The following is a 26,296-nucleotide window of genomic DNA, read 5'->3' as shown; positions in this document are numbered from 1 at the left end:
CTTACGGCCATCCACGATCAATGCCGGATTTCGCCAAAAGATCAGACAGATTTTTGCGTGCATGAAACACCCGCGTTTTTACCGTGTTTTCCGGAACCGACAGAATAACAGCAATCTCCTTGATCGCTTTCTCCTGATAATAAACGAGATCGATGACTTCCCTATGCTCATCGCTGAGCCGATTGATACAAAGCCGCATCGCAGCCGCCTTATCCTGTTTAAGGGTCATCACTTCTGGCGTGTCGCTCTCATCTTCCAGACCCGATGCATATTCATCATCCAGCTCGGCGTCAGATCGTTTGCGCAGCAGGGAAAGAGCCTTGTTGCGCCCGATCGATAGAATCCAGGAAGAAACCTGAGAGCGACCTTCGAATTTTCCGGCACCACGCCACACATCAATGAAGGTCTCGTTTACAAGCTCCTCTGCCTGCGCCTCATTCTTAACAAAGCGCAGCAGAAAACGGTAAAGCCGAAGATGATGCCGCTGATAAAGCAGAGCAATGGCCTTGCGATCATTTCGCGCAATCTGCTCAAGAAGGGCAAGATCACGTGTTTCCTCTGCTCCTGACATGCAATCCTCAATCTTACTGTCATTCCTTTGTCGCTTCAGAACGCATTCGGGTTCAAAAAAGAGAATAAAAGAACTGCAAAAGCGCAGACACATTCTGACACAGCTTCCATTCCACGCCAATGCCACTCTCTCGGCGGCTCTTTTTCAGCACCAAAAGAGCCTATCAGAGGCGCCAAAAAGAGCGATTGGAGAGAAAAAAGACCCAAACAAGCGGACCGACAAATTTTTTTTAAAAAAAAGTTTGATGCCTCCAACTCGATTTTGAAAAATTTCTGACTTTTGCCGGAACGCCAGTTTAAGCAGATTTGACAGCCTTACAAAACCTGTTTCACCGTCAATATTATCAATAACTTAGGCCGACCCAACCACAACTTAAAGGAGATTTTATCCGCAATTTCTACCGAAATTTCCTAGGTCAATTAGGTAGGGCGATAATTATTTGGACAATAGTTTTCAAGACAGAAAAACCAAAAAGTGATCGAATTACAAATGTTTAATAAGCTTGAAAACAAATATCCCCATCCCCAAATCAGGGTAGTCGCAACGACGACGGAACAAAACAGAAGAAGCCAACTATAAAAATGCTCTCTTAAAAACAGACGAGAGCAGAACAAAACTAAGGACAAGAAAAATGAAAAACGCATATGCAAAATCAGCAGTATTCGCAGCCCTCGTAGCTGGTGTTTCCCTCGCAGCCCCTCTGGCAGCTCAGGCAAACCAGTCCGCAGCCGACCAGATCGTTCGTCAGGCTGACGACAGCATCTTCATTGTCGACTATGTTCTGGCCTCCCAGAAAGACGGCAAAAACGCTCCGGTTTCCACCGAGAAAGCTGTTGTCAAAAACCTTGGCGTAGCTAGCGATGACGAAAGCACCAACATTGTTGACTACGTGCTCGCTTCTCAGAAAGCCGGCAAAAACCAGCCAGTTTCCACAGAGAAAGCTGTTGTCAAGAATCTGGGCGTAGCCAGCGATGACGAAAGCACCAACATTGTTGATTACGTGCTCGGCAACGAAAACTCATAAGTTTTCAGACAATTCAAGATAGCCATTCCCCCTGCCGCCCTTCCTCCCTGGTTGGCAGGGGAAAATTGCGTCTTCTTTCGTATGAGCCTTTATGGCCCATATGAAATCACAAAGGATCGCCACGGGCGGTCCTTTTTTTGTTTCCATATATAAACATCTGAAAAGACGAAGACTTTCCCTCAACGAAAGAATTTCTGTAAAAAAATCCGATTAATTTTGAACCAACTCTCTCGCCGTAGCGACAGACATGTATAGGCGGCAAAAACAGTCGCCCCCAGTACACACATAAGAAGCAAGACTCAAGTCAGCAACACATATACGGAGAGAGACCATGTTCAAGAAATCCATCGCAACTTTCGCAATGATCGCAAGCATCGCCGCCGCCACCTCCCTTGCCTTGCCAAGCAATCAGGCAGAAGCTGCCGGTGGCAGAAATGCAGCCTTTGCGGTTGGCGCTATCACCGGCCTGACCTTTGGCGCCATCGCCGCAAGTGCCCATCATGGGCGCCACTACGCGCCACGCCGTTCAGCACATCGTCATTATGGCCGCCCGGCCCCATGGACACGCGCTTGGTACAGATATTGCGGCGCTCGCTACCGTTCGTTTGACCCGCACACCGGCTACTATGTCACCTATTCTGGGCGTCATCGCTTCTGCCGCTAAACGAAGCCTTTCCTGAAAAACAAAGGTCGCCCACGGCGACCTTTTTCTCGTAACAAGAGCATTTCACCTTCACGCTCTCAATCACGCAGCCTTGTATGGCATCAATATTGAACTCTTGTTACACTGTAGTCACTCTAAATGACCTTTTGTTTCAAAAAGTAGTCATAGAGCAACAATAATTCTGCCATTATTGGCTGCATACTAATGAGTGGAAACTTGGTCGAAATCGACCCCTTTTAGGAGCATTCGATGATTAAAAGGAAAATCTATATCTACCTGCTGGTTGCGGCGATCATGCCTGCATTGGCAATGACATTATCCATCCCCAAAGCTCACGCCAAAGACGGTCGTAACGGTGCGTTCGCTGCGGGCCTTGCTGTCGGCGCTATCGGAGGGGCTGCAATTGTATCCAGCAGCAGAAATGCTCCGCCACGCCGCTATTATCGCCCAGGCCCGCCACCGCCACGCTATTATCGGCCTGCACCACCCCGTTACTATCGTCCGGCACCGCGACGCTATTATCGTCCGCCGCCACCGCCGCGATATTATGGCCGTCCGGCCCCTTGGACGAGCGCTTGGTATGCCTATTGCCATTCCAAATATCGCTCTTTTGATTCAAGAACAGGCTACTACACGACCTATAGCGGCTATAAACGGTTCTGCAGATAACGCACCTTGCTGACTCTATAAGGCCCTCGTGTTCTGGCATGAGGGCTTTTTGGTTTCTGGCCTCTTTTCATCTACACAGCCGAAATCCACCACACAAATCAGCAAATCTGGACAATTGAGACAGATTGAATAAAGGTCTGTCTTTCAATTTAGGCGCCTGCGCTTTATACAATTGCCAATATCCTTGCAGCTTTGTTTCCACGACATCAAAAGGCAAAAACTGCAGGCGTGAGCATTGATAGCCATTTGAGAAAAACGGACCGACCATGGACATTGACACGATCTTTCGAATTTTTATTACAGCAATGTTCAGCCCGCCGGGAATTGCGAACTTCGTTATTTCAACATTGCTGAAAAAACGTCTTCACGCAACGGCCGCAGCCCTGATCGCCTCCGCCGCCATGATTTTCATGAACAACAAGCTGCTTTCGCAGATCCCGGTCAGTCAGTATGTGGTCATCGTCGTCTGCACAGTCGCCGCAATGATGCTCACCGCCCATTTAGCCTTTACCCTCGGCGAAAAAATCAGACGGAAGAAGTAGATTTAAGCATCCTCATAGCTCAATCACGCTGCTTCAAATCTCTAAGCTCCTTAAGCCGCTTAGCAATATGTGGACCATCAGGTCTGATTTTTTGAGCCATCTTCAGAAAACGGATACCAGCATCTATATCGCCTTTTCTTTGACTATGCGCGGCTGCTTGCAATAGATCCCTAGGAGTGAAGTCAAAAAAATTGCTTCCTAACACTCTGAAAACGGCCGCGAAAATTTCGCCGATTTCGTCTTTATTCCAGACATCTGTCGACTGTTCTGGATACTCGGAAAAGTCAGACGAAAAGAACTCAGGGAATTCGCATTCTTTTAGACGAGTGGCTAGAGCGGCATTGCCTTCTCTATAGTGATTGTAGAAATCTTCAGCCTCTGCTCTGCTCGGTTCCATTTTGCGCTTCGGCAACTCAAGAGAATCTATCAAAGAAAATAGTTTGGCCTGGTTATCTGCGCCAGATCCAATGAGAAGATGGCCTAGCTTGGCTTGAGTGCTGGTCTTGCCCACATTGCGCCATGCCCCGGGTTGGTAGTTTTCAATCCCTAAAAGCGCAAAGAAGTCCGCAATTGTGTCACCTTTCAAAAGGCGGGATTGATCAAAACAGCGTACAGTGACCGCATCATCACCCATAACATCCATCCACATGCCAATGCGCTTATTATAATCAAGATAATAATCAAACCGCTTGTCATAGGCAGGCAACGAAGCTATGTCGTTACCCCACAGGTCATATTCCGCGTGTCGTGATGTTTTAGACCCTTCCTGGGCATGAGAAATGATATGTTGGTCCTGTCGTCGCAAATAGCAGATCACTTCGATTTCATCAAAAATCTTCGACAATGCCTTATGCAGTTCCTCAATATGTTTCTTTTCAAAGAAAAAAGAGAAATTCTCCGAAGAAACAACGATGTCCTGTTCATATTGAGAGAGACTTGAAACCAGCCCTGCCAGATTGGACAGCCTCGCGCCTTTTGGAACCACACGATCCGCCTCAACATATTCAATCCAATCGTGCAGATCCGGGAATCCATCCCATGATCCATTCTGTTTTTGAAAAAAAAACTGAAGCCCATTGGCTACCAATGCTTCTGCATTGTGCATCAAGGCAAATTGGATAGATGTGGTTCCGGTCTTGTGTGAACCGATATGGAGATATAGCTTACGTCCTGCCATTGTATTCTCTTACTGAACTAGTTTAATGGTTCATCATTCAGTCGCTATTCCAGATCTGAGCCTCATAATCAGCTATATGCACAACAAGGGCACAAATAATAAGGATCAATTGCTTAAGGTTCCGCTCTAGGAAAAGACTTAAGATTTTCTTTTGAAGAGAAGGTTCTCTCAGATTGCTTTATTTGATGAAGTCCCAACTCTGTTCTTTATGAGCCTTTTTGACCATCTGCATGAAAATACGATTCATGCGCTTCTCAAAACGCAAGTTACGTGCAAGCCTTTCCGCATGAGGAATAGTCTCTACGGAAGAAGAATACTTCAACAGATCAACACCATACCGTTCTTTCAAACGAGCATTGGAGTTTTGATAGCGGGGCAAGATGCCAGCCATCGGCTCGGGTACATATTTTTCTTTAGCAGGAGCGATATCCAATTGATTCAATGCTCGAGTTAAATTCGCTCGCCGCATCTTTGGATAAACAATCGAAAAGCGTCGAATAATCTCCGCCATTTCATGAGAAATAGTTGTGTTTCGCCTCACATCAGGGAACTCAAATGTTGCATCAACTCCAAACAATTGTGAAAAATTCTTCACCAGTTTGTTTTCTGCTTTCACAACTTCAAAATCAAGGACCGTTACATTATCTCGACCATAGATGTCAGACCATAGATCGGCAATTCTATCAAACTCGGCACGCTTTACAATTTCAGGATCGTTCAGAAAATCTCCGAACGTTTTTCTCAATCGACGACCTGGCTCTTTCATAAATTGCAAATATAGAGATTCCAGAAATTTATCCTGCCTACGAACACATAAAACGACCTGAACCTGCCCCAACTCTTTTAGAAAAGAAAGCTTTTGCGGAATGATCGGATCAGGAACACTGAGCTCTTCTTCAGATATTACAAAAGTAGAACACTTTGACTCTGCGATTTCTTGTCGGGCGAGGCCTTCTATGTCGACCCCTTGCCACATAGGGCTCAGACTTTTGCCATGCCGGGACAAAAAGCTGAGATTGTAAAAGCCCAGATGCTTGTTCAACGTCGGGTGAAGTCCCGTGTCCAAATAGTGAATTTTCTGCTGTTTAAGCTCATCACGACTCTGAGCCATGGCATATTGAATGCTTGAAGTACCGGTTTTGTATGTACCGATATGAATGATTATTTTTTTTGTCATTATGCGTCACCAGCAATAGCAGTCCGGCAAATAGCCAAGAGCGAAAACCGAGCGATATAGTCACAAACACTTTTGAACCTTGAGATCATCAATGTCGTGAGCGAAATACATCACACAAAAACCTAGTCTTCCAGAAGCACTTTCTGCCAGAACCCCTTGTTCAGATCCTTGTCTTTCATGCGCTCATAGTCCGCAATCAGCTTGTTGCGTGCTTTGGCATAGGCGCGCACATTCTTGATGAAGCGCTTGAGGTTTCTGAAATAGCGGGACCGGTCGATCTTACAGACATACCCTGATTTATCAGAACTATCCATAGTTGCAACAACGGACCGCAAAAAGGTTTCTGAAGGCACCGCACGCTGCGAAATCGGCATCCTCCGTCCATTTTCAAAGAAGAAGAAGGAAGGGAGAATATGACCACACAAAGTGAGCTTGCGCAGAATATGCGCTTTCCTGAAACGGCCAACACCATTTTTGATCAACTGGATTTTGCCAACATCGACATCTCTTGAGATAGCTTCGTTTTTGGTCAATGCCTTGATCTGGGCTCGTTTCTCAGACATGTCCATGTCATTGGTCCAGAAGTCTGGCCCCTTTAGCACATCCTCGATGGCGACATTGATGGCTTCTGCTGAATCATAATGGTAGGAAGCGTTGTAGCGATCAAAGAAGCGCCAGAGCATCGAAAAATCACTCCAGAAAGAGTGACGCAGCATAGGGAATGTCAGATGCTGAACGAGATGGTTCCTCATATCCAGATAGATCGTCTGTGGGGATTGCTTGGCAGAGAAATCTTCCTGCATGGAAACCACACCTGGAATTGTGGTGATATGGAAATCATTCGCCAATGAAAAATAAATGTCATCCCCGCGAACAAAGAAAGGGAAAGTCCAGTTCTTGACTTCTGCAACAGGAAAACAGAAATACCACCAGCCACCGTAGCGATTATTCTGATGGCGCTGGCTGTCAAACGCACAGAACAGAACCTTTTCAAATTTCCTCAGATCAACGCCACAATGCAGCGGAATACAGCGCTTGTTAAAGAGAGCGGAGTTCTCCCACATCATCCATTTGTTTTTTTCGGTGATCATGGAACCACTGATCGCGCGTTTCGGATCATTACAATAGCGCAGAGCAGCCAATGTCCGCCTCAGGCTTTCAGGGAAAATGGTGGCATCATCATCCATGAACAGGACATGGCTCGACAGATCTCCTTCCATCGTTTCCAGAAGCCCACGAGAAAAGCCACCTGCACCACCATAATTCTTGTTTTTGATAACACGACCGCGGGAGAAGCTGATTTCGTCTGTATCGCCGCCGTTATCAATCACCAATAGCTGGAACAGGTCTGCGATATCTTCATTTTCCTGAAAATAGGCACCCAGCCTGTCCGAAGTACTCTGAACGGCGTCGTCGCGTTTGAAGGTGGTAATGACGCCCGTAATTGTCGCGTCATTCAAAACTGGCCCTTCGATGATATAGTCTGCAGAAACAACCGTAACTTCGGTTTTGGCATAGACTTGCAAGAAGAGGATGCCTGCGCCATCCAGAAGGGGAAGATCAAACTCAACTGTTTCGAGTTCATCATAGTCAAAGAGGGTATGGATCAATTGTTCCCAGCTGGCTTCATTCTTGGCCATATACATGCGCAAGATGCCTTCACCCTTGATCTTGATCCGGATCTTCAGTTTGTGATCAGGACCCAAATCATAGCAATGCAGAGGAAAGGCATTGAAGAAACCGTCAAAGAGCAGGGAACTCTCTTTGAAACAATAATAAGTTCCCAATTCGGTATCGTATCCGGCCTGACCATCGATATGATAAAACAGATCGACTTCGGAGTTGATCTTGGGATCTGGTGCCAACAATTGTTGCGCAACAAACTCGGTTGAGCCAGTTTCCGAACCGGATGGTGCCTTGGAAGTCTCTGGTGAAGTATCCATTGATTCAATATGCTCCAGAAATGACGGCATGCTCCTTGTCATGACCGACATACAATATATTATTTAGGCGATAGCTGGACAAACAGCTTTAGGCCTTCCGGGAAGCCAGGAATTCCTCGGCAACAGTCAATGCCCGGCCGATAGTGACATCCATATCGAGATACTGATAGGTGCCCAGGCGCCCAACAAATGTCACACCGTCTTCATTGGCTGCGCGTTCCTCGTAAGCTTCGAGCAATTGTTTGTCATCAAGCCGACGAATTGGATAATATGGGATATCATTTTCACCGCAGTTACGGCTGAATTCCTTGAACGCAATCGTCTTTTCAAACGTCTCCGCTTCCCATGGCGCAAAGTGCTTATGCTCGGAAATACGCGTGAAAGGCACTTCCGGATCGGGATAGTTCATCACGGCTGTGCCTTGAAAATCGCCTTCTGCGCGGATCGGCTCAAAGTCCAGAGTACGATAGCTCAGGCGTCCGATATCATAGCCGAAGTAGCGATCGAGAGGACCGGTGTAGAAGACGTGATCAAAGTCTTCTTCAAGGCTCTCGTAGGAACAATCAAGCCGAACCTCGATATTGTCGTGCGCCAGAATACCGTCTACGATTTTGCTGTAACCATCCTTGGGCATGCCCTGATAGGGGTGGTTGAAATAGTTGTCATCATAGTTGAAGCGCAGGGGCAAGCGTTTGAGGATCGATGCCGGCAAGGTGCTTGGCTCAACACCCCACTGTTTGCGGGTGTAGCCATCGAAAAAGGCCTTATAGAGGTCCTCTCCGACAAATTTCATACCCTGCTCTTCAAAGCTTTGCGGCTCTTCGATGTCTGATCGGGCCTGACTAACGATAAAGGCCTTGGCCTCATCCGGCGACATAGCCTTGCCGAAAAACTGGTTGATGGTGTGCAGGTTGATTGGCAGCGAATAAACCTTGCCCTTCACGGTGGCCTTCACCCGATTGACATATGGCATCATTTCGCCGAAACGATTGATATAGGCCCAGACTTTTTCATCTGCAGTATGGAAGATATGCGGGCCATATTTATGAACCATCACACCTGTTTCTGCATCACGTTCAGTATGGCAATTGCCTGCCGAATGGCTGCGTTCATCAATCACAAGGGTGCGATAGCCTTTATCTGCCAGCTCGCGCGCAATCACAGCTCCGGAAAAGCCGGCCCCGACAATGCAAATTCTAAGGTCAGATCCCATCCAAACTACCTTTCAAAAAAATTTATCAAAATTATCAAAAACCATTGCGCAAACTGCTACAAATTTTAGTCCCGAAATGCAAGCTTTGGATCACCGTGTTTTTGATTAGTACATCGTTGAAGCTGCAAAACCGATTGATCCGCCATTTTCTTGAAGACAAATGCAACCGACGCATGCAAACGAGTTGTAAAAGCCAATTTGTGCCCAAACTATGGTCAACGCTGCAAACTTATAAAATCATCCAGCACCTGATAGTTCGGTAGCGGAAAACCATCACGTTCATATCCCAGAGAAGCTGGTGAAAAGAGGAAACCGAGATACCAGGGAGCTTTATTTCTCTGTAATTGACGTGTTCTAGGCCGCCTCTGCATAAAACCATAAGTCGCTCCATGTACGTCATACTTTCGGAAAATATCGTCAGCCTTAAGCAAGAAATGGTCAATGAACCAGGGGCGTGATGCCAAGAAATCATCCCATTCTGCTTTGGAAATCTTGGTGTCAAACTGGCAGCCATTCCCGCGCTGAAATACATAGCAGACCAGATAGTCGTGGATCGGCAAAAATGGATCATAGCCCCAACGCCCAGCAAAAGCCGCACCCAGTCGATCATCGCTTTCAATCGCCCGTCTCTTTTTCCAAACATAGGTATATTCGGTCACGATAATGGGTTTTGCCGTTTGGTAGCGCGCATATGCCAAAGCACTTTCAATTTGCTCAAGCCGCGTTACATGCGTATGCAAGTCCACCCCATCCACAAAAGGGGCGGCATCGGCATAAGCGAACAAAGCACGCGTGGCAGACTGATCCTGCATTTTACGAGAATAAAGCTGCGTAAATGATCCCATATACAGCGCCACCTGATCTCGCAATCCTTTGCGAACCAGATAGGCGTGAACATGTTGGGTGACCCTTTTGTAAAACTCGACCATGGGTATCCCGCCATAGCGTGGATTAAACCGCCAGTCTTCTTTTTTGGTATCGACAAAAGGTTCATTGCCACTTGTAATAATGCTCGCTGATGGAGCAAGAATATCAAGAACATGGGTATCAAGAAACGCAAACAGATCCCTTTCTTCTTGAGATCCGGGCAAAGGAGGAGCCATATCGGCGTGCTTAAAACTCCACTCAAGGCTCAGAATGGCTCTTTTCCCATGTTCTCTGGATGCCGCAATAAAGGATGCCCACTTATTCTCTATCCTCTGCCTCGGCTTCATCTCGCCTGAAAGAAAGAGCTTACGATATCTAAGCACCTCCATCGTCCCTCGATAGGTTTCCACCCCAGCGCGACGGAAGAGAGGGGCATCAAATCGCTTCGTGGCACGATTTTCCATTTGTCTGGGAAATTCATTGAGATTGACACCAGTGAAACGCTCAAGAACAGTACAGCTTCCATAGCGATATTCTCGCCCCGGAGACATACGCCCATTTCGGCATGTGCGTTCCAACGCATATTGAGAGCAAGAACCACCTTCATGCAAGCTAGGCACCTTGAAGAAAATCGCGCTTTCGCCATCCCGCATGACTTGGGGGCCAACAGAGCAGCTACCGGGAGACGCTGCAAATCCTGTGTTTGATAGCATCAAGAAAAGACAGGAAACAATAAATGATGAAATATATGACTTTAAAACCATGACCGAATCCAACTCTCGTTGCCAACAAGAAGCTTCAACACCAAAAGACCAGCTCTCTTTCTAGTCAGCTTGGAAGCCCCACCTCTTTCTATACACCCAGAATATGGCATGGCTTCCTTTTTGATCGTCAGGAAAACACATACATCGCATGAAGGAAATGGAAATTTTGGTACGGGCGGCGGGAATCGAACCCGCACGGCCTAGGGCCTCAGGATTTTAAGTCCTGTATGTCTACCAATTCCATCACGCCCGCGAAGGTTGGTCCGCTCATTGCTAATGTGCATCTCCGCCAATTGCAAGCAATGGCTTTTATGCAATCCACAAGCCATAGATCCAAGGCGAGATACATCGCCACAGCGCAGGCATCGCCGCAACAAAAAAGCAGCCCTATAAGGGGCTGCTTAAAAGCATAGGAGTTCACAACACTCAGGCCACACCGAGGCCAGAGCAAAAGCCATTCAAAGCCTATTTCGCGATTGGCGCCTGGAATTGCAGGCCCATATCCCAAGGGAAATAAATCCACGTATCCTGCGAAACCTCGGTAACAAAGGTATCCACCAGCGGACGCCCCTTCGGCTTGGCATAGACCGTTGCGAAATGGGCCTTCGGCAGCATGGCCCGCACCACTTTGGCGGTTTTGCCGGTGTCGACCAGATCGTCGATAATCAGGACACCCTCGCCTTCTCCCCCTTCCACATCGATGACAGACGCATCAATCGGCTTGAGAACCTGCATCTCACCCTGATTTTCATAATCATGGTAGGAGGCGACGCAGACGGTATCGATCATCCGAACTTCCAGCTCACGGGCAATGATGGCCGCAGGCACAAGACCGCCACGTGTTATGCAAACAATCGCCTTCCATTCGGAAACGCCTTTCAGACGCCAAGCCAGCGCACGGCAGTCCCGATGGAATTGTTCCCAATACACCGGGAAAGCGTTGGAGGATGGTTCGGACATGGTGGTGTTCCTTTTTCTTTCCTTTACGAGTGCGTTTCAACTCATTGAGGTCGGGCAACGTTAGACCTGCGTCTGTTTCTGCCCTTTTAATGTTTGAAGCATGTCATGCACTGCCTTGACCGCGTTGTCCAGATCTTCCCGCGAGCGAGAGCGCATAACGATGTTCGTTGCGAACAGATCTTCGCGCATATAGGGGTAAGACCCGATCACAACGTTGGGGTGATCCTTTGCCAGATCCGCCAGAGGACCGGCAACAAGGCCTTCTCCCAGGCCGCTATCAATGGTCTCGCTCAGCACTTGCGCATTGGTCTTCAGCGTTGGGGCGATTGCATCCATCATGGCTTGCATGACAGAGGGTACCCCGGCCATGACATGCACATTTTCCAGCCGAAATCCCGGCGCGCTGGAAACTCTGTTTTCAATCAGATCTGCACCAAAGGGAATGCGCGCCATCCGCTTGCGCGCTTCGTTGAATTCCATATTTGGCGATTTTGCATAATGCGCTTCCAGTATAGCCATGGCGCGCGGATCATGATCAATGCCCACGCCGAAGGCCGCCGCCATGGCATCTGCGGTGATATCGTCATGGGTCGGCCCGATGCCGCCGCTGGTGAACACATAGGTCCAGCGGGCCCGCAAGGCGTTGACCGCTTCGACGATCGCATCCTGATCGTCGGCCACGACACGCACTTCCTTGAGATCGATGCCCAACTGGGTGAGATAGTCCGCAATGAATCCGATATTCTTGTCCTTGGTGCGGCCGGAAAGGATTTCGTCACCGATTATCAGAACGGCTGCCGTGATCAACTCTTTAGTCATTGCTCTATCTCTTTCATTATTGCGTTCAATCTCGAACCGAACCACTCCCAATGAGAAAATGGACCACCCGAAGGCCCCTTTGGAGCTTTTCCATTCAAGAGGCGCAATTTTGCCACTCTCTCTGCACACAGCAAGATAGCAAAAACGCCATGCATGCTTATAGTGCGAACTGATAGTGACCGAAAGCCAAAAGCAAAGCCATAACATGAAATTTGAAAAGCCACTCATTCCGGGCCGACTCATCCAGCGCTACAAGCGCTTTCTTGCCGATATCGAGCTGGACGATGGAACAATCATAACAGCCCATTGCGCCAACCCCGGCTCCATGCTGGGCCTCAAAGACCCCGGCACCCGCGTCTGGCTGTCAAAATCCGACAATCCCAAGCGCAAGCTGGCCTATAGCTGGGAACTCAGCGAATTGGATGATGCCATGATCGGCATCAATACCAGCCATCCCAACCGCATCGTCGAAGAGGCAATTCGGGCAAGACATGTCGCAGAGCTTACTGGCTACGAAACCCTGAGGCGCGAGGTGAAATATGGCAAGAACAGCCGCATCGATATTTTGTTGCAGGATGAGGGCAAACCCGATTGCTATGTCGAGGTCAAGAATGTGCATCTGTTGCGCGAACAGGGGTTGGCGGAATTTCCCGATTCGGTGACCAAGCGCGGTGCCAAGCATCTGAGCGAATTGGCCGACATGGTCGAACAGGGGCATCGCGCCGTGATGCTCTATTTGGTCCAGAGAACGGACGCTAATCGCTTCGCTCTGGCAAGCGACATCGATCCGGCCTATGCGGAAGCCTTCCAAGAGGCAACGGGCGCGGGCGTGGAAGCCATCGTCTATCAGTGTGACATTTCACACCAAGAGATCAATCTGACCCACTCCATCCCCTTTGCTAAAGAGGTGCAGGCAACGAATTAAGAGCTCCAGCGTGCGCTGGCCACATCGCTAGGACGCGACAAGTGACCAATCCCTCCAAAAATTGTTGATTCCGGTTTGCACAATTGCTCATGGGGGGATATCCATAGAGAAACAACTGATTTCGGAAAGACCTGAGATGGTAAATTACATTGATGCCAATAGCGCCCCTTTGCGCAACACCGGAGATATCCGCCTTTACAGCCAAGAGGATTTCGAAGGTATGCGTCGCGCCGGGCAACTGGCAGCACGGGCTCTGGATGGTGTCGCAAAACTCGTCAAGCCGGGTGTTCCAACCAAGGTGATCGACGATTTTATCCGGGACTTCGGGGAAGAAAACAACGCCCTTCCCGCCACGCTGAATTATCGCGGCTATAGAAACTACACCTGCACATCCATCAACCATGTGGTTTGCCATGGCATTCCCAATGAAAAACCACTCAAGGAAGGCGACATCGTCAATGTCGACGTCACCTACATTCTGGATGGTTGGTATGGCGACAGCTCGCGCATGTATCCGGTGGGAGAGATCAAGCGCGCACCGGAACGTCTGATCGAAGTCACCTATAATGCCCTCATGATCGGCATAGAGCAGGCCAAGCCTGGCAAGACCACTGGCGACATCGGCGCTGCCATTCAGGAATATGCCGAAGGGGAACGCTGCGGCGTTGTGCGCGACTTCTGTGGCCATGGGGTCGGACGCCTCTTCCATGACGCGCCCAATATCCTTCATTATGGCAACTGGGGTGAAGGCATCGAACTGAAGCCGGGCATGATCTTCACCATCGAGCCGATGATCAATCTGGGCAAACCGCACGTCAAGGTGCTCAAGGATGGCTGGACGGCGGTCACGCGTGACAAAAGCCTGTCAGCCCAGTTCGAACATTCCCTTGGCATCACGGAAACAGGCTGTGAGATTTTCACCCTGTCGCCAGAAGGGCTGGACAAGCCCCCCTATAACGTAGCCTGACGAGGGGCAATCAATGGGTGAGCTGAAAGAAGCAACGGCAGGCAAGCCCCATTATGTGGGACACAGGGAACGGTTGCGGCAGAAATTCCGCGAATCCGGCCCTGATGCTCTGCATGATTACGAGCTGCTTGAATTGATTCTCTTTCGCGCCATTCCCCGCAGGGATACAAAGCCGCTCGCGAAGGATCTACTTGCCCGTTTTGGCTCTTTTGCCGAGGTCATCGCAGCTCCAGATCATCTCTTGATGGAATTCCCCGGCGTCAAGCAGGCCGTCGTGACCGAGTTAAAGCTCATCCATGCTGCGGCCGCCAAATTTGCAGAGGATCGCGTCAAGGATCGTCCGGTCCTCTCATCCTGGAACTCGGTGATCGACTATTGCCGCACCTCGATGGCCTTCAACGATATAGAGCAGTTCCGCATTCTGTTTCTGGATAAGAAGAACGCTCTTATCACCGATGAAGTACAGCAAACCGGCACCGTTGATCACACCCCCGTCTATACGCGAGAAGTCGTCAAGCGGGCGTTGGAGCTGTCTGCCACTGCCATCATCATGGTCCACAACCATCCCAGTGGCGACCCGACCCCGTCGCGGGCTGACATCGACATGACCCAACAGGTCTCTGACGCCTGCGAGCGTCTCAGTATCACCTTGCATGACCACATCATCGTTGCACGCAATGGTCATACAAGCTTCAAGGGCCTGGGACTGATTTAAGTCAGCGGCGCTACACTTCCCTCTTTCCCATTTGGAACACAGAACCTTTAAAAACCACTCAATGTGGTTGCTCAAGATCCTTCAGGATTGCGCATTCTGCGCTATCATCGCCCTTGCAAGCAGCAACCAGCGGCGCAAGATCTGATCGCAGCGCCTGCAATTCCTCGATCTTTTCATCAATTTCTCTTAAGTGAGCCTGAGCAATGCGCTTCACGTCAGCGCTCGCTCTGCTCTTGTCAGCCTGAAGCGCGAGCAGATTTCGGCATTCCTCTATACTGAACCCCAATTTGCGCGCTCGCCCGATCAGGCGCAGGCGGGCAAGATCCTCATTCGCATAGTCCCGATAGCCATTTTCCCGACGCGCGGGAACCACCAGCCCGATATCCTCGTAATAACGCAAAGTCTTGACTGGCAGATCTGCGATTCCGGCTGCTTGACTGATATTCATAACCAACTCCTGACCGGCCCATGCGACCCGTCTTCTGCGCCCTCGTCAATACTGACAGGTATTTGAGCCCTAGTCCCCACATCTACATAATGCATACTGAGAAACAAAAAAGTGCATGCTCATTTTTCAACCAAAAACACGACATACTCCTATGGTTTTACAGAAAACTGCCCAAAAACAAATCAAGAAGACAAGATTATCCCACAACCAACGATTATTGTGCGACCATTCACCCCATAGACCGTAGTTTTCGCGCTTAAAATTAAATCAAAAAGGGCATTTTTGATCATAATTTCATCATTTCGTCGACCTTCGCTCAATATTGACCAATTTTTGGAAGGAGGCAATTGTATCCAATCCGAGTTCTTGCTAGAAATTTAATGAGAGGAAATCTCATATAAGAACAAACAACAACATCTTCCTACCTAATAAGCGGTAACAAAGCCGCAGGGAAATTGGGAACAGCGAGTCAAATGGAATATTTTATTCAGCAGCTGATTAATGGCGTCACATTAGGGTCGATTTACGGCCTGATCGCCATCGGCTATACCATGGTATATGGCATTATTGGCATGATCAACTTTGCCCATGGTGACATCTTCATGGTTGGTGCATTCATTGCATTGATTACACTGTTGGCGGTTACTGCTATGGGGATCACTTTTCTTCCGGTAGCATTGCTGATCGTCCTTATCATTTCCATGCTCATGACATCGGTTTGGGGCTGGGGCGTCGAGCGCCTTGCATATCGTCCTTTGCGCGGATCCTTCCGCCTCGCTCCGTTGATCACGGCGATTGGCATGTCCATCGTGTTGCAGAACTTCGTTCAGGTCGTTCAGGGCGCACGCGTCAAGCCACTTCCACCACAAATCACCGGTGGCATCACCATTATGGAAAAAGACGGCTTTCTGGTTCAGCTGTCATACATGCAGATCCTGATCATCGTCACGACCGTCTTGCTGATGGCAGGCTTCACGCTTCTGATCAACAAGACCTCGCTTGGGCGCGCCCAGCGCGCTTGCGAACAGGACCAGAAGATGGCCTCCCTGCTCGGCGTCAATGTTGACCGCACCATTTCCCTGACCTTTGTCATGGGCGCGGCACTGGCTTCTGTCGCAGGCGTCATGTTCCTGCTCTATTACGGTGTGATAGACTTCTATATCGGCTTCCTTGCCGGGGTGAAGGCCTTCACTGCTGCGGTGCTCGGAGGCATCGGCTCGTTGCCAGGCGCCATGCTTGGTGGCTTGCTGATCGGCTTGATCGAGACATTCTGGTCCGGCTATTTCTCCGTTGAGTATAAAGACGTAGCAGCCTTCTCGATCCTTGCCATTGTGCTGATCTTTATGCCGTCCGGCCTGCTCGGCAAGCCAGAAGTGGAGAAGGTATAATATGTCAGACTTCTTGCAAACGCGCGTTGGCGCTGCGTTGAAAGATGCAGCCCTCGCCGCGGTGATTACCCTTCTGCTCGCCTCCATCATGGTTGGCCTGCGCACCAAGACCGAACAAGGCGGCCTTGTCATTGTGGGCCAATGGGGCCTCGTCGCATGGATGGTGGGCGTCGTTTTCGTCGGTCGCCTTGCCATGAGCCTGCTCATCTGGCGCGGTAACAATCCGGTTGCCAATGCCATGAACGCCATGCTGCCCAAGCAGGATACGGTCAGCAAGATCGGCAAGCTTGTCGGTCCCCTGTTGCTGCTCTTCGCCGTCACCCTGCCCTTTTATGGCAACCGCTATGTCATCGACATGGGCATTCTGGTGCTCACCTACATCATGCTCGGCTGGGGTCTCAATATCGTGGTGGGTCTGGCTGGTCTGCTTGACCTTGGATATGTCGCCTTCTATGCGGTGGGCGCCTATTCATACGCCCTCTTCGCGCAGTATTTCGACCTGTCCTTCTGGGTCTGTCTGCCGCTCGCCGGCATTCTGGCAGCCTTCTGGGGCATGATCCTTGGCTTCCCTGTCCTTCGCCTGCGCGGCGACTATCTGGCAATCGTGACCCTGGCATTCGGGGAAATCATTCGTGTCGTCCTGCTGAACTGGTATGAATTTACCGGCGGCCCGGATGGCATCTCCCGTATTCCACGCCCCTCCTTCTTCGGGTTGGAATTTACCCGCAAGAACGGCTTTGCGGATTTCTTCGGGCTCGACTATTCTTCCATGCACCGGATCATCTTCCTCTTCTATCTCATTTTGATCCTCGCGCTGATAACCAACTTCGTGACCATGCGTTTGCGCAAGTTGCCAATCGGGCGCGCTTGGGAAGCCTTGCGTGAAGACGAGATTGCCTGCCGGTCTCTGGGCATCAACACCACCAACACCAAGCTGACGGCCTTCGCATTGGGCGCCATGTTCGGCGGTTTCGCCGGAGCCTTCTTCGCTACCAGACAGGGCTTCATTTCTCCGGAAAGTTTCACCTTCATGGAATCGGCGATCATTTTGGCCATCGTGGTTCTGGGCGGTCTGGGCAGCCAGTTGGGTGTCGTTATCGCCTCGCTCGTCATGATTGGCGGTTTCGAGGTCTTCCGTGATCTGGAAGATCTGCGCATGCTCGTCTTCGGCCTGCTGATGGTCGGTATCATGATCTGGAAACCACGCGGCATTGTCTCCAGCAGGGCACCTTCAGTGTTCCTCAAGGAGAAGAAATCCGTATCCGGTGATCTCGTTGCGGAGGGTGAAGGATGACCACTTGGCAAGACAATCCAATCCTGACCGTTGAGCATCTCACCATGCGCTTTGGCGGTCTGGTCGCGGTCGACGACCTCTCCTTCGAGGTTGGGCGCGGTGACATCACGGCCCTGATCGGCCCGAATGGCGCTGGCAAGACAACCGTCTTTAACTGCGTCACCGGCTTCTACAAGCCAACCGAAGGGCGCATCACGATGAAACGGGAGAACGGGCAGGAGTTTCTGCTGGAACGCATCCCTGATTTCGAGATCGCCCATCACGCTCGCGTTGCCCGGACCTTCCAGAATATTCGACTGTTCGGTGGTATGACCGTACTGGAAAACCTCATGATCGCGCAGCACAACAAGCTGATGAAAGACTCGGTCTTTTCGATCGGCGGCATCTTCGGCATCAAGTCCTTCCGCAAGTCCGAGAATGCCTCGGTCAAGAAAGCGACCGAGTGGCTTGAGCGTATCAATCTGATTGATCGTGCTGATGATCCGGCAGCTGACCTGCCTTATGGCGACCAGCGTCGCCTCGAGATTGCCCGTGCCATGTGCACCAATCCCGAGCTATTGTGCCTTGACGAACCGGCTGCCGGCCTCAACCCGCGAGAGACCAGCGAACTCAACGGCCTGCTTCATTCCATTCGGGATATCGACAAGACAGCCGTTCTGCTCATCGAGCATGACATGTCCATGGTGATGGAAATTTCCGATCACGTCGTGGTTCTTGACTATGGCGTCAAGATTTCCGACGGCGACGCAGATTTCGTCCAGAATGATCCGCGCGTCATCGCCGCCTATCTGGGCGTTGATGACGATGAAGTCGAAGTTGCTGAAGCCGAAGCCAAAGTCGGGCAGAAAGAGGGAGCCACGTCATGAGCGATATCCTCCTCAGCCTAAAGGGCGTAAAAACCTACTATGGCAAAATTGTTGCCCTGCGCGGTATTGATCTGGACGTTCACCGCGGTGAAATCGTAACGGTCATTGGCGCAAACGGCGCTGGCAAATCCACCACAATGATGACCATCTGTGGCGTTACGCGCGCTCGCGAGGGTCAGATCATCTATGACGGTGAGAATATCACCACTCTGCCAACCCACCAGATCGTCAAAAAGGCCATCGCTCAGTCCCCAGAAGGACGCCGCATTTTTGGCCGCATGACGGTGCTGGAAAATCTGCAGATGGGAGCGGCTGTGATCGACTACGCGCATTTCGAAGAAGATTTGCGCATGGTCTATGACCTCTTTCCCATCCTTGAAAAACGCCAGAGCCAACGTGGCGGCACCCTCTCGGGTGGCGAACAGCAGATGCTCGCAATCGGTCGCGCGCTCATGGCCCGCCCGAAGCTTCTCATGCTGGATGAGCCGTCTCTGGGGCTTGCCCCCCTCGTGGTCAAGCAGATTTTCGAGGTGGTCAAGGAACTGAACGAGAAACAGGGTTTGACCGTTTTCCTCGTCGAACAGAACGCCTATCACGCTCTACGGCTTGCACATCGTGGCTATGTCATGATCAACGGCCAGATTACCATGTCGGGTGGCGGCAAGGAACTTCTCTCCAATCCAGAAGTCCAGGCAGCCTACCTTGAAGGCGGACGGCATTAAGAGAGGAAAGTTCAATGCTTTGGGAAGTTTCTTTTGGAACCCTTCTGCTGGTTACGATTTGCCTTGGCGGCGGCGCCGCATGGATGGCTGGGCGCGCCATTGCAAACACCTGGAAGCCAACCTCGCAGATCATTAGCTACATGATCCTGCTGGCCGCCGGCGTCAGGTTCCTGCATTTTGCCCTATTTGAAGGCACGTTGCTTTCGCTTCACTACTATATTGTCGACTTGATCATTCTTTTGATCATTTGTTGGCTTGGCTTCCGGTTCACCCGCACCAACCAGATGGTGAGGCAGTATCATTGGCTCTATGAAAAAGTCAGCCCGCTCACATGGAAAGAGCGCAAAGGCTAAGCCAATTTTCATCAAGATTGATGGTGGCGGTCAGCGCCACTGTCCTACCGCAGCAAATCGTGGGGGTATTTGTCTTGCATTGCTGTCGGGCCAAATGAGGGGGGCCATTTTATTCCATTGTCAGGAGAAATAGCCAAACTCACATGACCGTAAGGTTCAATAAAAATCGCACCAGAATAGCTGTGCCGCCAAAAAACAAAGGCACAGCGGAACACTGCAAACATCTCAATGGGAGAGTTTTAATGAAAAAACTACTTTTGGCAGGCGTCGCACTCGCAGGCTCCATCGCAATGACCAGTGGGGCATTCGCTGAAATCATCATCGCCACCGCAGGTCCGATGACCGGTCAGTATGCTTCCTTCGGTCAGCAGATGAAGATCGGTGCAGAACAGGCTGTTGAAGACATTAACGCTGCTGGCGGCGTGAATGGTGAAATGCTCAAGCTTGAAATCGGCGATGACGCATGTGACCCGAAACAGGCTGTTGCCGTTGCCAACCAGATGGTCGGTAAAGGCGTAACCTTCATGGCTGGCCACTTCTGCTCAGGCTCTTCTATTCCGGCATCATCCGTTTATGCTGAGGAAGGCATTGTCCAGATTTCTCCGGCATCCACCAACCCGAAATTCACCGACGAGCGTCCAAATCCGGACGGCGGCACCTATCGTGTTTGCGGTCGTGATGACCAGCAGGGTGAAGTAGCCGGCAAACTACTTTGGGATGAGTTCAAAGACAAGAATGTTGCCATCATTCAGGATAAGACCGCCTATGGTAAAGGCCTGGCTGACCAGACCAAAGCTGCTTTCGAAGCTCTTGGTGGCAAAGTCATCATGTATGAAGCCTACACCGCAGGTGAAAAAGACTACACCGCGCTGGTTTCCAAGCTGAAGCAGGCGAAAATCGACGCTCTGTATGTTGGTGGTTACCACACCGAAGCTGGCCTCATCGTGCGCCAGATGCGCAACCAGGGCATGGATACCGTGCTGATCTCTGGTGATGCTCTGGTGACCGACGAATACTGGTCCATCACCGGTGATGCTGGCGAAGGCACCCTGATGACCTTCTCTCCGGACCCGGCTCTCAACCCAGAAGCTGCTCCGGTTGTTGAAGAATTCAAGAAAAAGGGCCTGACCACTGAAGGCTATGTTCTCTACACCTATGCTGCAATCCAGGCGTATGTCGACGCTGTCAAGGCTGCCGGTTCCACCGACTATGATGCTGTCAACGAAGCACTGAATGCTGGTGAGTTCCCGACCGTTCTGGGCAACCTGTCCTTCGACGACAAAGGCGACGTCACCCTGCCAGGCTATGTCTGGTACAAGTGGAGCGACGGCAAGTATGGCTACAAATAAGCCCGGCTTTCGCATAAGCGAAGTCTGAGCTTGCACGCTTGAGACACACGAGAAAGCCCCTCAGCGAGGGGCTTTCTTTTTGATCTTTTTCCTGACCTTTCTTCCGGGCATCCCTTTTGCGCCCTTTCCATGCTCAAGCCCGTGCGCCTATAGTGGCTTGCACGCCCTTCCCTTACCCGCTCCAAACAAAAACCCCGGACGGCTCCATGAAGAACCTCATCACAGACATCGACGGCATTCTGGTTGGCAACGCCACTGATGAAACCCTGAAATCAGGCACAACGACGCTGATCTGCGCAGAGCCGATGGTCGCCTCCTATGCGGTTCTGGGGGGCGCACCGGGCACCCGCGACACGGACCTGTTGGCGCCCGACCAGACGGTGGAGCGCATTGATGCGCTTACCCTTTCTGGCGGTTCAGCCTTCGGGCTGGATGCTGCCGGCGGCGTGCAAGGCTGGCTGAAGGAACAAGGACGCGGCTTCGCCGTTGGCCCTGTGAGCGTTCCTATCGTTCCAGCGGCGATTCTGTTCGATCTGGCCAATGGTGGCGACAAGAACTGGGGACAGAAAAGCCCCTACTGGGATTTGGGCTGGCAAGCGGCCAAACAGGCAGCAAGCGACTTTGCCCTTGGTAGCCATGGCGCTGGCTCTGGCGCCCTGATTGCAGGACTTAAAGGCGGCTTAGGCTCGGCATCCATGCGCACCGCCTCCGGTATCACCATTGGCGCATTGGTTGCGGTCAATGCTCTCGGACAGGCCACCATGGGCGAAAGCCCCAATTTCTGGGCAGCTCCCTTCGAGCAGAATAGGGAATTTGGCGGGCTGGGCCTACCAGCCTCAATGCCACCCGATATAGCGCTCCCCAAAACCAAGATGGACGCCATGCAAGAGGCGCGAGGCCAAAGCAGCAATACAACAATTGGTATCATCGCCACAGATGCCTGCCTCACCAAGGCAGCGGCAAGGCGACTCGCCATCATGGCCCATGATGGATTTGCCCGAGCGCTCTGGCCCTCACATACACCGATGGATGGCGACCTGATCTTCGCCCTGTCCACAGGAGCCAAGGATTTGCCCGACAATGATCGGGCATTCATAGAACTTGGTGCTTACGCAGCCGCAACAATGGCCCGCGCCATAGCCCGCGGCATCTATGAAGCGCAGCCCAGAGCCAATGACATCTTTCCGACTTGGCAACAGAAATTCGGAAAGTAAGCAGAACGCGCCTCTTAGCTTATTGAAATTCAATACCATTTCCAAGCCACTCAAAGCGCACCCTCCATCATGGCTTCACGCACATCTGTCAAAACAGATTTTTCCCCTTTTTGACAGTTCAACCAAAATTGATATATACAAACCCTTATTTTATGGGTAGTTTTTGGAAGAATTTCTTCTCAAGTGAGCGAAAAATGGAAAAATTGACACTCGATTCCGGAGACATCCGGATTCTGAAAGTTCTGCAAGACGACGCATCGCTTTCCATTGCCGAAATTGCGAAGCAGTCAGGCATGTCCCAGACCCCCTGCTGGCGCAGGATCAAAAAACTCAAAGAAAGCGGCGTACTCAAGCAGATTACCGCGATCGTCGACCGAGAAGCCGTCGGGCTTGGATTTGTGTCCTATGCTTTCGTCAAGCTGACAGTGCCCAGCCGCACAAATATGGAAGAGTTCGATCGTCTCACCAAAACCTGGCCGGAAGTGGTCATTTGCGAGCGCATAACCGGCGCTGTGGATTACATGGTTAAGGTTGTGACCGAAGACATCAAATCCTACGACAATTTCCTGCGTAACAAGCTGCTGAATTCCGAGCTGGTGTCTGATGTGCAGTCGCGCATTGTCGTTTCCACCGTCAAGGATACAGCCTCTCTGCCTTTATCTGAATAAAGACCTGCGGCCCTCCTTCCGGGGATGACAATCGGTCTTGAGACTGCGTTCCTCATTGTAGGGACTGTGCGTCTTCTGAATGCCCCTCCTTTCCCGCAAAGCCGGGAATCTCTTGTAGGCATAGCCAACATCTCCGGCTCTCTGCTTGCCCATATGAGCACAATGTGCTACCGCGTGGGCATCATTCAGATTATTCAAGGACAGCAGACATCATGGTGCGACCAATCAAAATCGCCCCGTCCATTCTCGCCTCCGATTTTGCGCGGTTTGGCGAAGAGGTTCGGGCAATCGACGAAGCTGGTTGTGACTGGATTCATGTCGACGTCATGGACGGCCATTTCGTTCCCAACATCACCTTTGGCCCTCAAGTCGTTCGCGCCATCCGGCCTCATACCGACAAGACCATTGACACCCACCTGATGATCGCGCCAGCCGATCCCTATCTGCAAGATTTTGCCGACGCAGGATCAGACATGATAACCGTGCATGCTGAAGCAGGCCCCCATCTGGACCGCTCGCTGCAGGCCATCAAGGCCATGGGCAAGAAGGCAGGCGTCTCGCTCAATCCGGGCACCCATGAAAGCGCCATCGAATATGTTCTCGACAAGCTGGATATGGTGCTCATCATGAGCGTCAACCCGGGCTTTGGCGGCCAGTCCTTCATTCCCTCCACCATCGATAAGATCAAGAAGGTCCGCGCGCTGATCGGCGATCGCGATATTGACATTCAGATCGATGGCGGCGTAACGCCCGAAACAGCCCCGCTCATCGCAGCGGCAGGCGCCAACATTCTGGTTGCAGGCTCTGCCGTCTTCAAGGGCGAAGGCGTCGAAGGCTATCGCGAAAATATCGACCGCATTCGCGAAGCCGCGGAAAAGGCACAAAAGTAGTTTTCAATCACGCGCTGCTCCCGAAAGCGCGCTTCACCTATCAAGAACAGGCCAACGACATGATCCCACGTTACTCCCGTTCCGAGATGACCGATATCTGGTCTCCGGAAACCAAATTCCGCATCTGGTTCGAAATCGAAGCTCATGCATGCGATGCGCTGGCAAAGCTCGGAGTTATCCCGGAAAGCGCAGCAAAGACCATTTGGGAAAAGGGTGGCGCTGCCAAATTCGATATTGACCGCATCGACGAGATCGAGCGCGAGACCAAGCATGATGTGATCGCATTCCTCACGCATCTGGCAGAATTCATCGGACCGGATTCCCGTTTCGTGCATCAGGGCATGACCTCATCGGACGTGCTGGACACCTGCTTCAACGTACAGCTGACCCGCGCCTCAGATCTGCTGTTGGCAGACATCGACAAGCTGCTCGAAGCAATCAAACGCCGCGCAATGGAGCACAAGGATACCGTCTGCATCGGTCGGTCTCATGGTATCCACGCTGAGCCGGTTACCTTTGGCCTCAAAATGGCTGAAGCCTATGCCGAATTTGATCGCTGCAAAAAGCGCCTGATCGCTGCACGTGAAGAAATCGCCACCTGCGCCATTTCCGGCGCTGTGGGCACCTTCGCCAACATCGACCCGAGCGTGGAAGAACATGTGGCAGAAGCCATGGGCCTGTCTGCCGAGCCTGTTTCCACCCAGGTCATCCCGCGTGACCGTCACGCCATGTTCTTTGCAACGCTGGGCGTCGTCGCGTCTTCCGTTGAGCGTGTCGCAACCGAAATCCGCCACCTGCAGCGCACGGAAGTTCTGGAAGCCGAGGAGTTCTTCTCCAAAGGCCAGAAGGGCTCTTCCGCCATGCCGCACAAGCGCAACCCGATCCTTACGGAAAACCTCACAGGTCTGGCGCGCATTGTCCGCTCATCGGTAACGCCTGCACTGGAAAATGTCGCTCTCTGGCATGAGCGTGACATCTCTCACTCCTCCGTTGAACGCATGATCGGCCCAGATGCCACAGTCACACTGGACTTTGCTCTGGTGCGCCTGACCAATGTCATCGACAAGCTTCTGGTCTATCCAGAACGCATGGTTGGCAACATGGATCGCCTTGGTGGCCTCGTTCACTCCCAGCGTATTCTGCTTGCCCTGACGCAGGCAGGCTCTTCGCGCGAAGATGCCTACCGTCTCGTTCAGCGCAACGCCATGAAGGTCTGGGAAAGCTACCACCACGCTGGCGCTGCCGAAGTCGATTTCCTCACCGAGCTCTTGAATGACGCAGATGTGCGCCAATATCTCTCTGAAGATGAAATCAAGAACCGCTTCGATCTGGGATATCACACCAAGAATGTCGATGTGATCTTCAAACGCGTATTCGGTTAAGACGGACGCGATCGCAAGCGCGAAAGAAAGGCAATCCAATGAAGGCGTCTGAAGCAGACATTTTCATTATTCCCGGGCTGGACAATTCCGGCCCGGACCATTGGCAATCCCGCTGGGAAGACAAGATCAAGTCTGCCCGACGCATTGAGCAGGAAGATTGGGCCAACCCGCAAATGGAAAGCTGGGTCAGCCGGATCATTGCCGATGTGGAGCAGGCAAAGCGCCCTGCTGTGCTCGTGGCCCATTCGCTTGGGGTCGTGGCAACCGTGAAGGCCGCAGCCGCCATTGCTCCGGGTATCGTCAAGGGTGCCTTTCTGGTCGGCATGCCCAATGTCGAGAGCGACGATCATGTTCCCGGCCATATTCGCCACTTTGCGCCCATCCCGGAAGAGCCCCTGCCCTTCCCGTCCATTCTTGTCGCTTCGCGCAGTGACCCATACTGCGCGTTTGAAACGGCGGAGCATTTCGGACGCAAATGGGGCTCGACATTCGTTGACGCTGGCGAAACCGGCCATATCAACGAGCATAGCGGACAAGGTCCGTGGCCCGAAGGCCTGATGACCTTCGCCAATTTCATGAGCCAACTCGCCTGACTTGGCCGTGCCAAGCCAACCGCTATCTGTTACATGGAAGTCATGACCTCCCCCAGAGGGGGAGGTTTGAAACGCTACGCTTGAACCACTGGAAGTGGTTTTGTTACGCTTTAATAATTAGGCTTGAACAGG

Annotated in this window: 27 protein-coding genes and 1 tRNA gene; 18 read left to right on the top strand and 10 right to left on the bottom strand. The window is 51.3% G+C overall.

The features are described from left to right. Window position 1: 1 nt before the first annotated feature. The gene (locus tag BM258_RS19360; RefSeq protein WP_090074890.1) at window positions 2-571 is read right to left on the bottom strand and encodes a sigma-70 family RNA polymerase sigma factor; all 570 of its coding nucleotides are present in this window, start codon (window positions 569-571) and stop codon (window positions 2-4) included. Window positions 572-1,202: 631 nt separating this feature from the next. Between BM258_RS19360 and BM258_RS19350 the strand changes: the two genes are divergently transcribed. The 4 genes from BM258_RS19350 to BM258_RS19335 all read left to right on the top strand — a co-directional run bounded on the left by BM258_RS19350 (window position 1,203) and on the right by BM258_RS19335 (window position 3,470). Further along, the gene (locus BM258_RS19350; RefSeq protein WP_090074888.1) at window positions 1,203-1,595 is read left to right on the top strand and encodes a hypothetical protein; all 393 of its coding nucleotides are present in this window, start codon (window positions 1,203-1,205) and stop codon (window positions 1,593-1,595) included. A 331-nt stretch (window positions 1,596-1,926) separates the two neighbouring features. After that, the gene (locus BM258_RS19345) at window positions 1,927-2,259 is read left to right on the top strand and encodes a BA14K family protein (protein WP_175528168.1); all 333 of its coding nucleotides are present in this window, start codon (window positions 1,927-1,929) and stop codon (window positions 2,257-2,259) included. A gap of 249 nt (window positions 2,260-2,508) precedes the next feature. Continuing rightward, on the top strand, window positions 2,509-2,928 hold the full coding sequence (locus tag BM258_RS19340; protein ID WP_244544776.1) for a BA14K family protein: 420 nt from the start codon (window positions 2,509-2,511) through the stop codon (window positions 2,926-2,928). Window positions 2,929-3,194: 266 nt separating this feature from the next. Continuing rightward, complete coding sequence (locus BM258_RS19335) at window positions 3,195-3,470, top strand: hypothetical protein (RefSeq protein ID WP_090074887.1); 276 nt, start codon at window positions 3,195-3,197, stop codon at window positions 3,468-3,470. A 19-nt stretch (window positions 3,471-3,489) separates the two neighbouring features. On the opposite strand, the gene BM258_RS19330 is transcribed toward BM258_RS19335, so the two are convergent. The 8 genes from BM258_RS19330 to BM258_RS19295 all read right to left on the bottom strand — a co-directional run bounded on the left by BM258_RS19330 (window position 3,490) and on the right by BM258_RS19295 (window position 12,390). Then, a complete protein-coding gene (locus tag BM258_RS19330; RefSeq protein ID WP_090074886.1) occupies window positions 3,490-4,647 on the bottom strand; it encodes a hypothetical protein in 1,158 nt (385 codons plus the stop codon). Window positions 4,648-4,825: 178 nt separating this feature from the next. Next, entirely contained in the window at window positions 4,826-5,824 is a 999-nt protein-coding gene (locus tag BM258_RS19325) for a hypothetical protein (RefSeq protein WP_139229328.1), read from the bottom strand. Window positions 5,825-5,946: 122 nt separating this feature from the next. Continuing rightward, the gene (locus BM258_RS19320) at window positions 5,947-7,767 is read right to left on the bottom strand and encodes a glycosyltransferase family 2 protein (protein WP_175528167.1); all 1,821 of its coding nucleotides are present in this window, start codon (window positions 7,765-7,767) and stop codon (window positions 5,947-5,949) included. Between the two features lie 88 nt (window positions 7,768-7,855). Continuing rightward, on the bottom strand, window positions 7,856-8,980 hold the full coding sequence (gene glf / locus BM258_RS19315) for a UDP-galactopyranose mutase (RefSeq protein WP_090074883.1): 1,125 nt from the start codon (window positions 8,978-8,980) through the stop codon (window positions 7,856-7,858). 215 nt (window positions 8,981-9,195) lie between these two features. Beyond that, complete coding sequence (locus tag BM258_RS19310) at window positions 9,196-10,611, bottom strand: hypothetical protein (protein WP_139229327.1); 1,416 nt, start codon at window positions 10,609-10,611, stop codon at window positions 9,196-9,198. A gap of 167 nt (window positions 10,612-10,778) precedes the next feature. After that, window positions 10,779-10,864 (bottom strand) — tRNA-Leu (locus tag BM258_RS19305). Between the two features lie 212 nt (window positions 10,865-11,076). After that, complete coding sequence (gene gpt, locus BM258_RS19300) at window positions 11,077-11,571, bottom strand: xanthine phosphoribosyltransferase (RefSeq protein ID WP_090074881.1); 495 nt, start codon at window positions 11,569-11,571, stop codon at window positions 11,077-11,079. A 60-nt stretch (window positions 11,572-11,631) separates the two neighbouring features. Next, on the bottom strand, window positions 11,632-12,390 hold the full coding sequence (locus tag BM258_RS19295; protein WP_090074996.1) for a competence/damage-inducible protein A: 759 nt from the start codon (window positions 12,388-12,390) through the stop codon (window positions 11,632-11,634). Between the two features lie 205 nt (window positions 12,391-12,595). On the opposite strand from BM258_RS19295, the gene sfsA reads away from it, so the two are divergent. The 3 genes from sfsA to radC all read left to right on the top strand — a co-directional run bounded on the left by sfsA (window position 12,596) and on the right by radC (window position 14,997). Further along, window positions 12,596-13,315 carry a DNA/RNA nuclease SfsA gene (gene sfsA / locus BM258_RS19290; RefSeq protein ID WP_090074880.1) on the top strand — a complete coding sequence of 240 codons (720 nt, stop codon included), beginning with the start codon at window positions 12,596-12,598 and terminating at the stop codon, window positions 13,313-13,315. Window positions 13,316-13,451: 136 nt separating this feature from the next. Continuing rightward, window positions 13,452-14,282 (top strand): type I methionyl aminopeptidase, encoded by an 831-nt coding sequence (map, locus tag BM258_RS19285; RefSeq protein WP_090074879.1) that lies wholly within the window; start codon window positions 13,452-13,454, stop codon window positions 14,280-14,282. A 13-nt stretch (window positions 14,283-14,295) separates the two neighbouring features. After that, window positions 14,296-14,997: a RadC family protein gene (radC, locus tag BM258_RS19280; RefSeq protein ID WP_090074878.1), complete on the top strand. Its 702-nt coding sequence runs from the start codon at window positions 14,296-14,298 to the stop codon at window positions 14,995-14,997. Between the two features lie 58 nt (window positions 14,998-15,055). Here the strand turns inward: radC and cueR are convergent, their stop codons facing one another. Then, complete coding sequence (cueR, locus tag BM258_RS19275) at window positions 15,056-15,445, bottom strand: Cu(I)-responsive transcriptional regulator (RefSeq protein WP_090074877.1); 390 nt, start codon at window positions 15,443-15,445, stop codon at window positions 15,056-15,058. Between the two features lie 473 nt (window positions 15,446-15,918). On the opposite strand from cueR, the gene BM258_RS19270 reads away from it, so the two are divergent. The 11 genes from BM258_RS19270 (at window position 15,919) to BM258_RS19220 (ending at window position 26,164) form a co-directional block, all read left to right on the top strand. Next, window positions 15,919-16,833: an ABC transporter permease subunit gene (locus BM258_RS19270; protein ID WP_090074876.1), complete on the top strand. Its 915-nt coding sequence runs from the start codon at window positions 15,919-15,921 to the stop codon at window positions 16,831-16,833. A 1-nt stretch (window position 16,834) separates the two neighbouring features. Next, window positions 16,835-18,127, top strand: a complete 1,293-nt coding sequence (gene livM / locus BM258_RS19265; RefSeq protein WP_090074875.1) for a high-affinity branched-chain amino acid ABC transporter permease LivM — start codon at window positions 16,835-16,837, stop codon at window positions 18,125-18,127. Continuing rightward, window positions 18,124-18,993, top strand: a complete 870-nt coding sequence (locus BM258_RS19260) for an ABC transporter ATP-binding protein (protein WP_090074874.1) — start codon at window positions 18,124-18,126, stop codon at window positions 18,991-18,993. The genes livM and BM258_RS19260 overlap by 4 nt, the downstream gene beginning before the upstream one ends. Further along, window positions 18,990-19,715 carry an ABC transporter ATP-binding protein gene (locus tag BM258_RS19255; protein WP_090074873.1) on the top strand — a complete coding sequence of 242 codons (726 nt, stop codon included), beginning with the start codon at window positions 18,990-18,992 and terminating at the stop codon, window positions 19,713-19,715. Before BM258_RS19260 ends, BM258_RS19255 begins: the two co-directional genes overlap by 4 nt. A 14-nt stretch (window positions 19,716-19,729) precedes the next feature. Then, window positions 19,730-20,068 carry a DUF6867 family protein gene (locus BM258_RS19250; RefSeq protein WP_090074872.1) on the top strand — a complete coding sequence of 113 codons (339 nt, stop codon included), beginning with the start codon at window positions 19,730-19,732 and terminating at the stop codon, window positions 20,066-20,068. 242 nt (window positions 20,069-20,310) lie between these two features. Next, complete coding sequence (locus tag BM258_RS19245; RefSeq protein ID WP_090074871.1) at window positions 20,311-21,417, top strand: branched-chain amino acid ABC transporter substrate-binding protein; 1,107 nt, start codon at window positions 20,311-20,313, stop codon at window positions 21,415-21,417. A 206-nt stretch (window positions 21,418-21,623) separates the two neighbouring features. Then, window positions 21,624-22,631, top strand: a complete 1,008-nt coding sequence (locus BM258_RS19240; protein ID WP_090074870.1) for a P1 family peptidase — start codon at window positions 21,624-21,626, stop codon at window positions 22,629-22,631. A 194-nt stretch (window positions 22,632-22,825) separates the two neighbouring features. Continuing rightward, a complete protein-coding gene (locus BM258_RS19235; RefSeq protein ID WP_090074869.1) occupies window positions 22,826-23,299 on the top strand; it encodes an Lrp/AsnC family transcriptional regulator in 474 nt (157 codons plus the stop codon). Between the two features lie 212 nt (window positions 23,300-23,511). Further along, window positions 23,512-24,189, top strand: a complete 678-nt coding sequence (gene rpe / locus BM258_RS19230; RefSeq protein ID WP_090074868.1) for a ribulose-phosphate 3-epimerase — start codon at window positions 23,512-23,514, stop codon at window positions 24,187-24,189. A 59-nt stretch (window positions 24,190-24,248) separates the two neighbouring features. Further along, window positions 24,249-25,571, top strand: coding sequence for an adenylosuccinate lyase (purB, locus tag BM258_RS19225; protein WP_090074867.1), 1,323 nt, complete (start codon window positions 24,249-24,251; stop codon window positions 25,569-25,571). A gap of 38 nt (window positions 25,572-25,609) precedes the next feature. Continuing rightward, entirely contained in the window at window positions 25,610-26,164 is a 555-nt protein-coding gene (locus BM258_RS19220) for an RBBP9/YdeN family alpha/beta hydrolase (RefSeq protein ID WP_090074866.1), read from the top strand. Window positions 26,165-26,296: the final 132 nt, after the last annotated feature.

The sequence above is a fragment of the Cohaesibacter marisflavi genome, assembly GCF_900115225.1.
Taxonomy (GTDB): domain Bacteria; phylum Pseudomonadota; class Alphaproteobacteria; order Rhizobiales; family Cohaesibacteraceae; genus Cohaesibacter; species Cohaesibacter marisflavi.
This window is presented reverse-complemented; position numbering and strand designations above follow the sequence as displayed.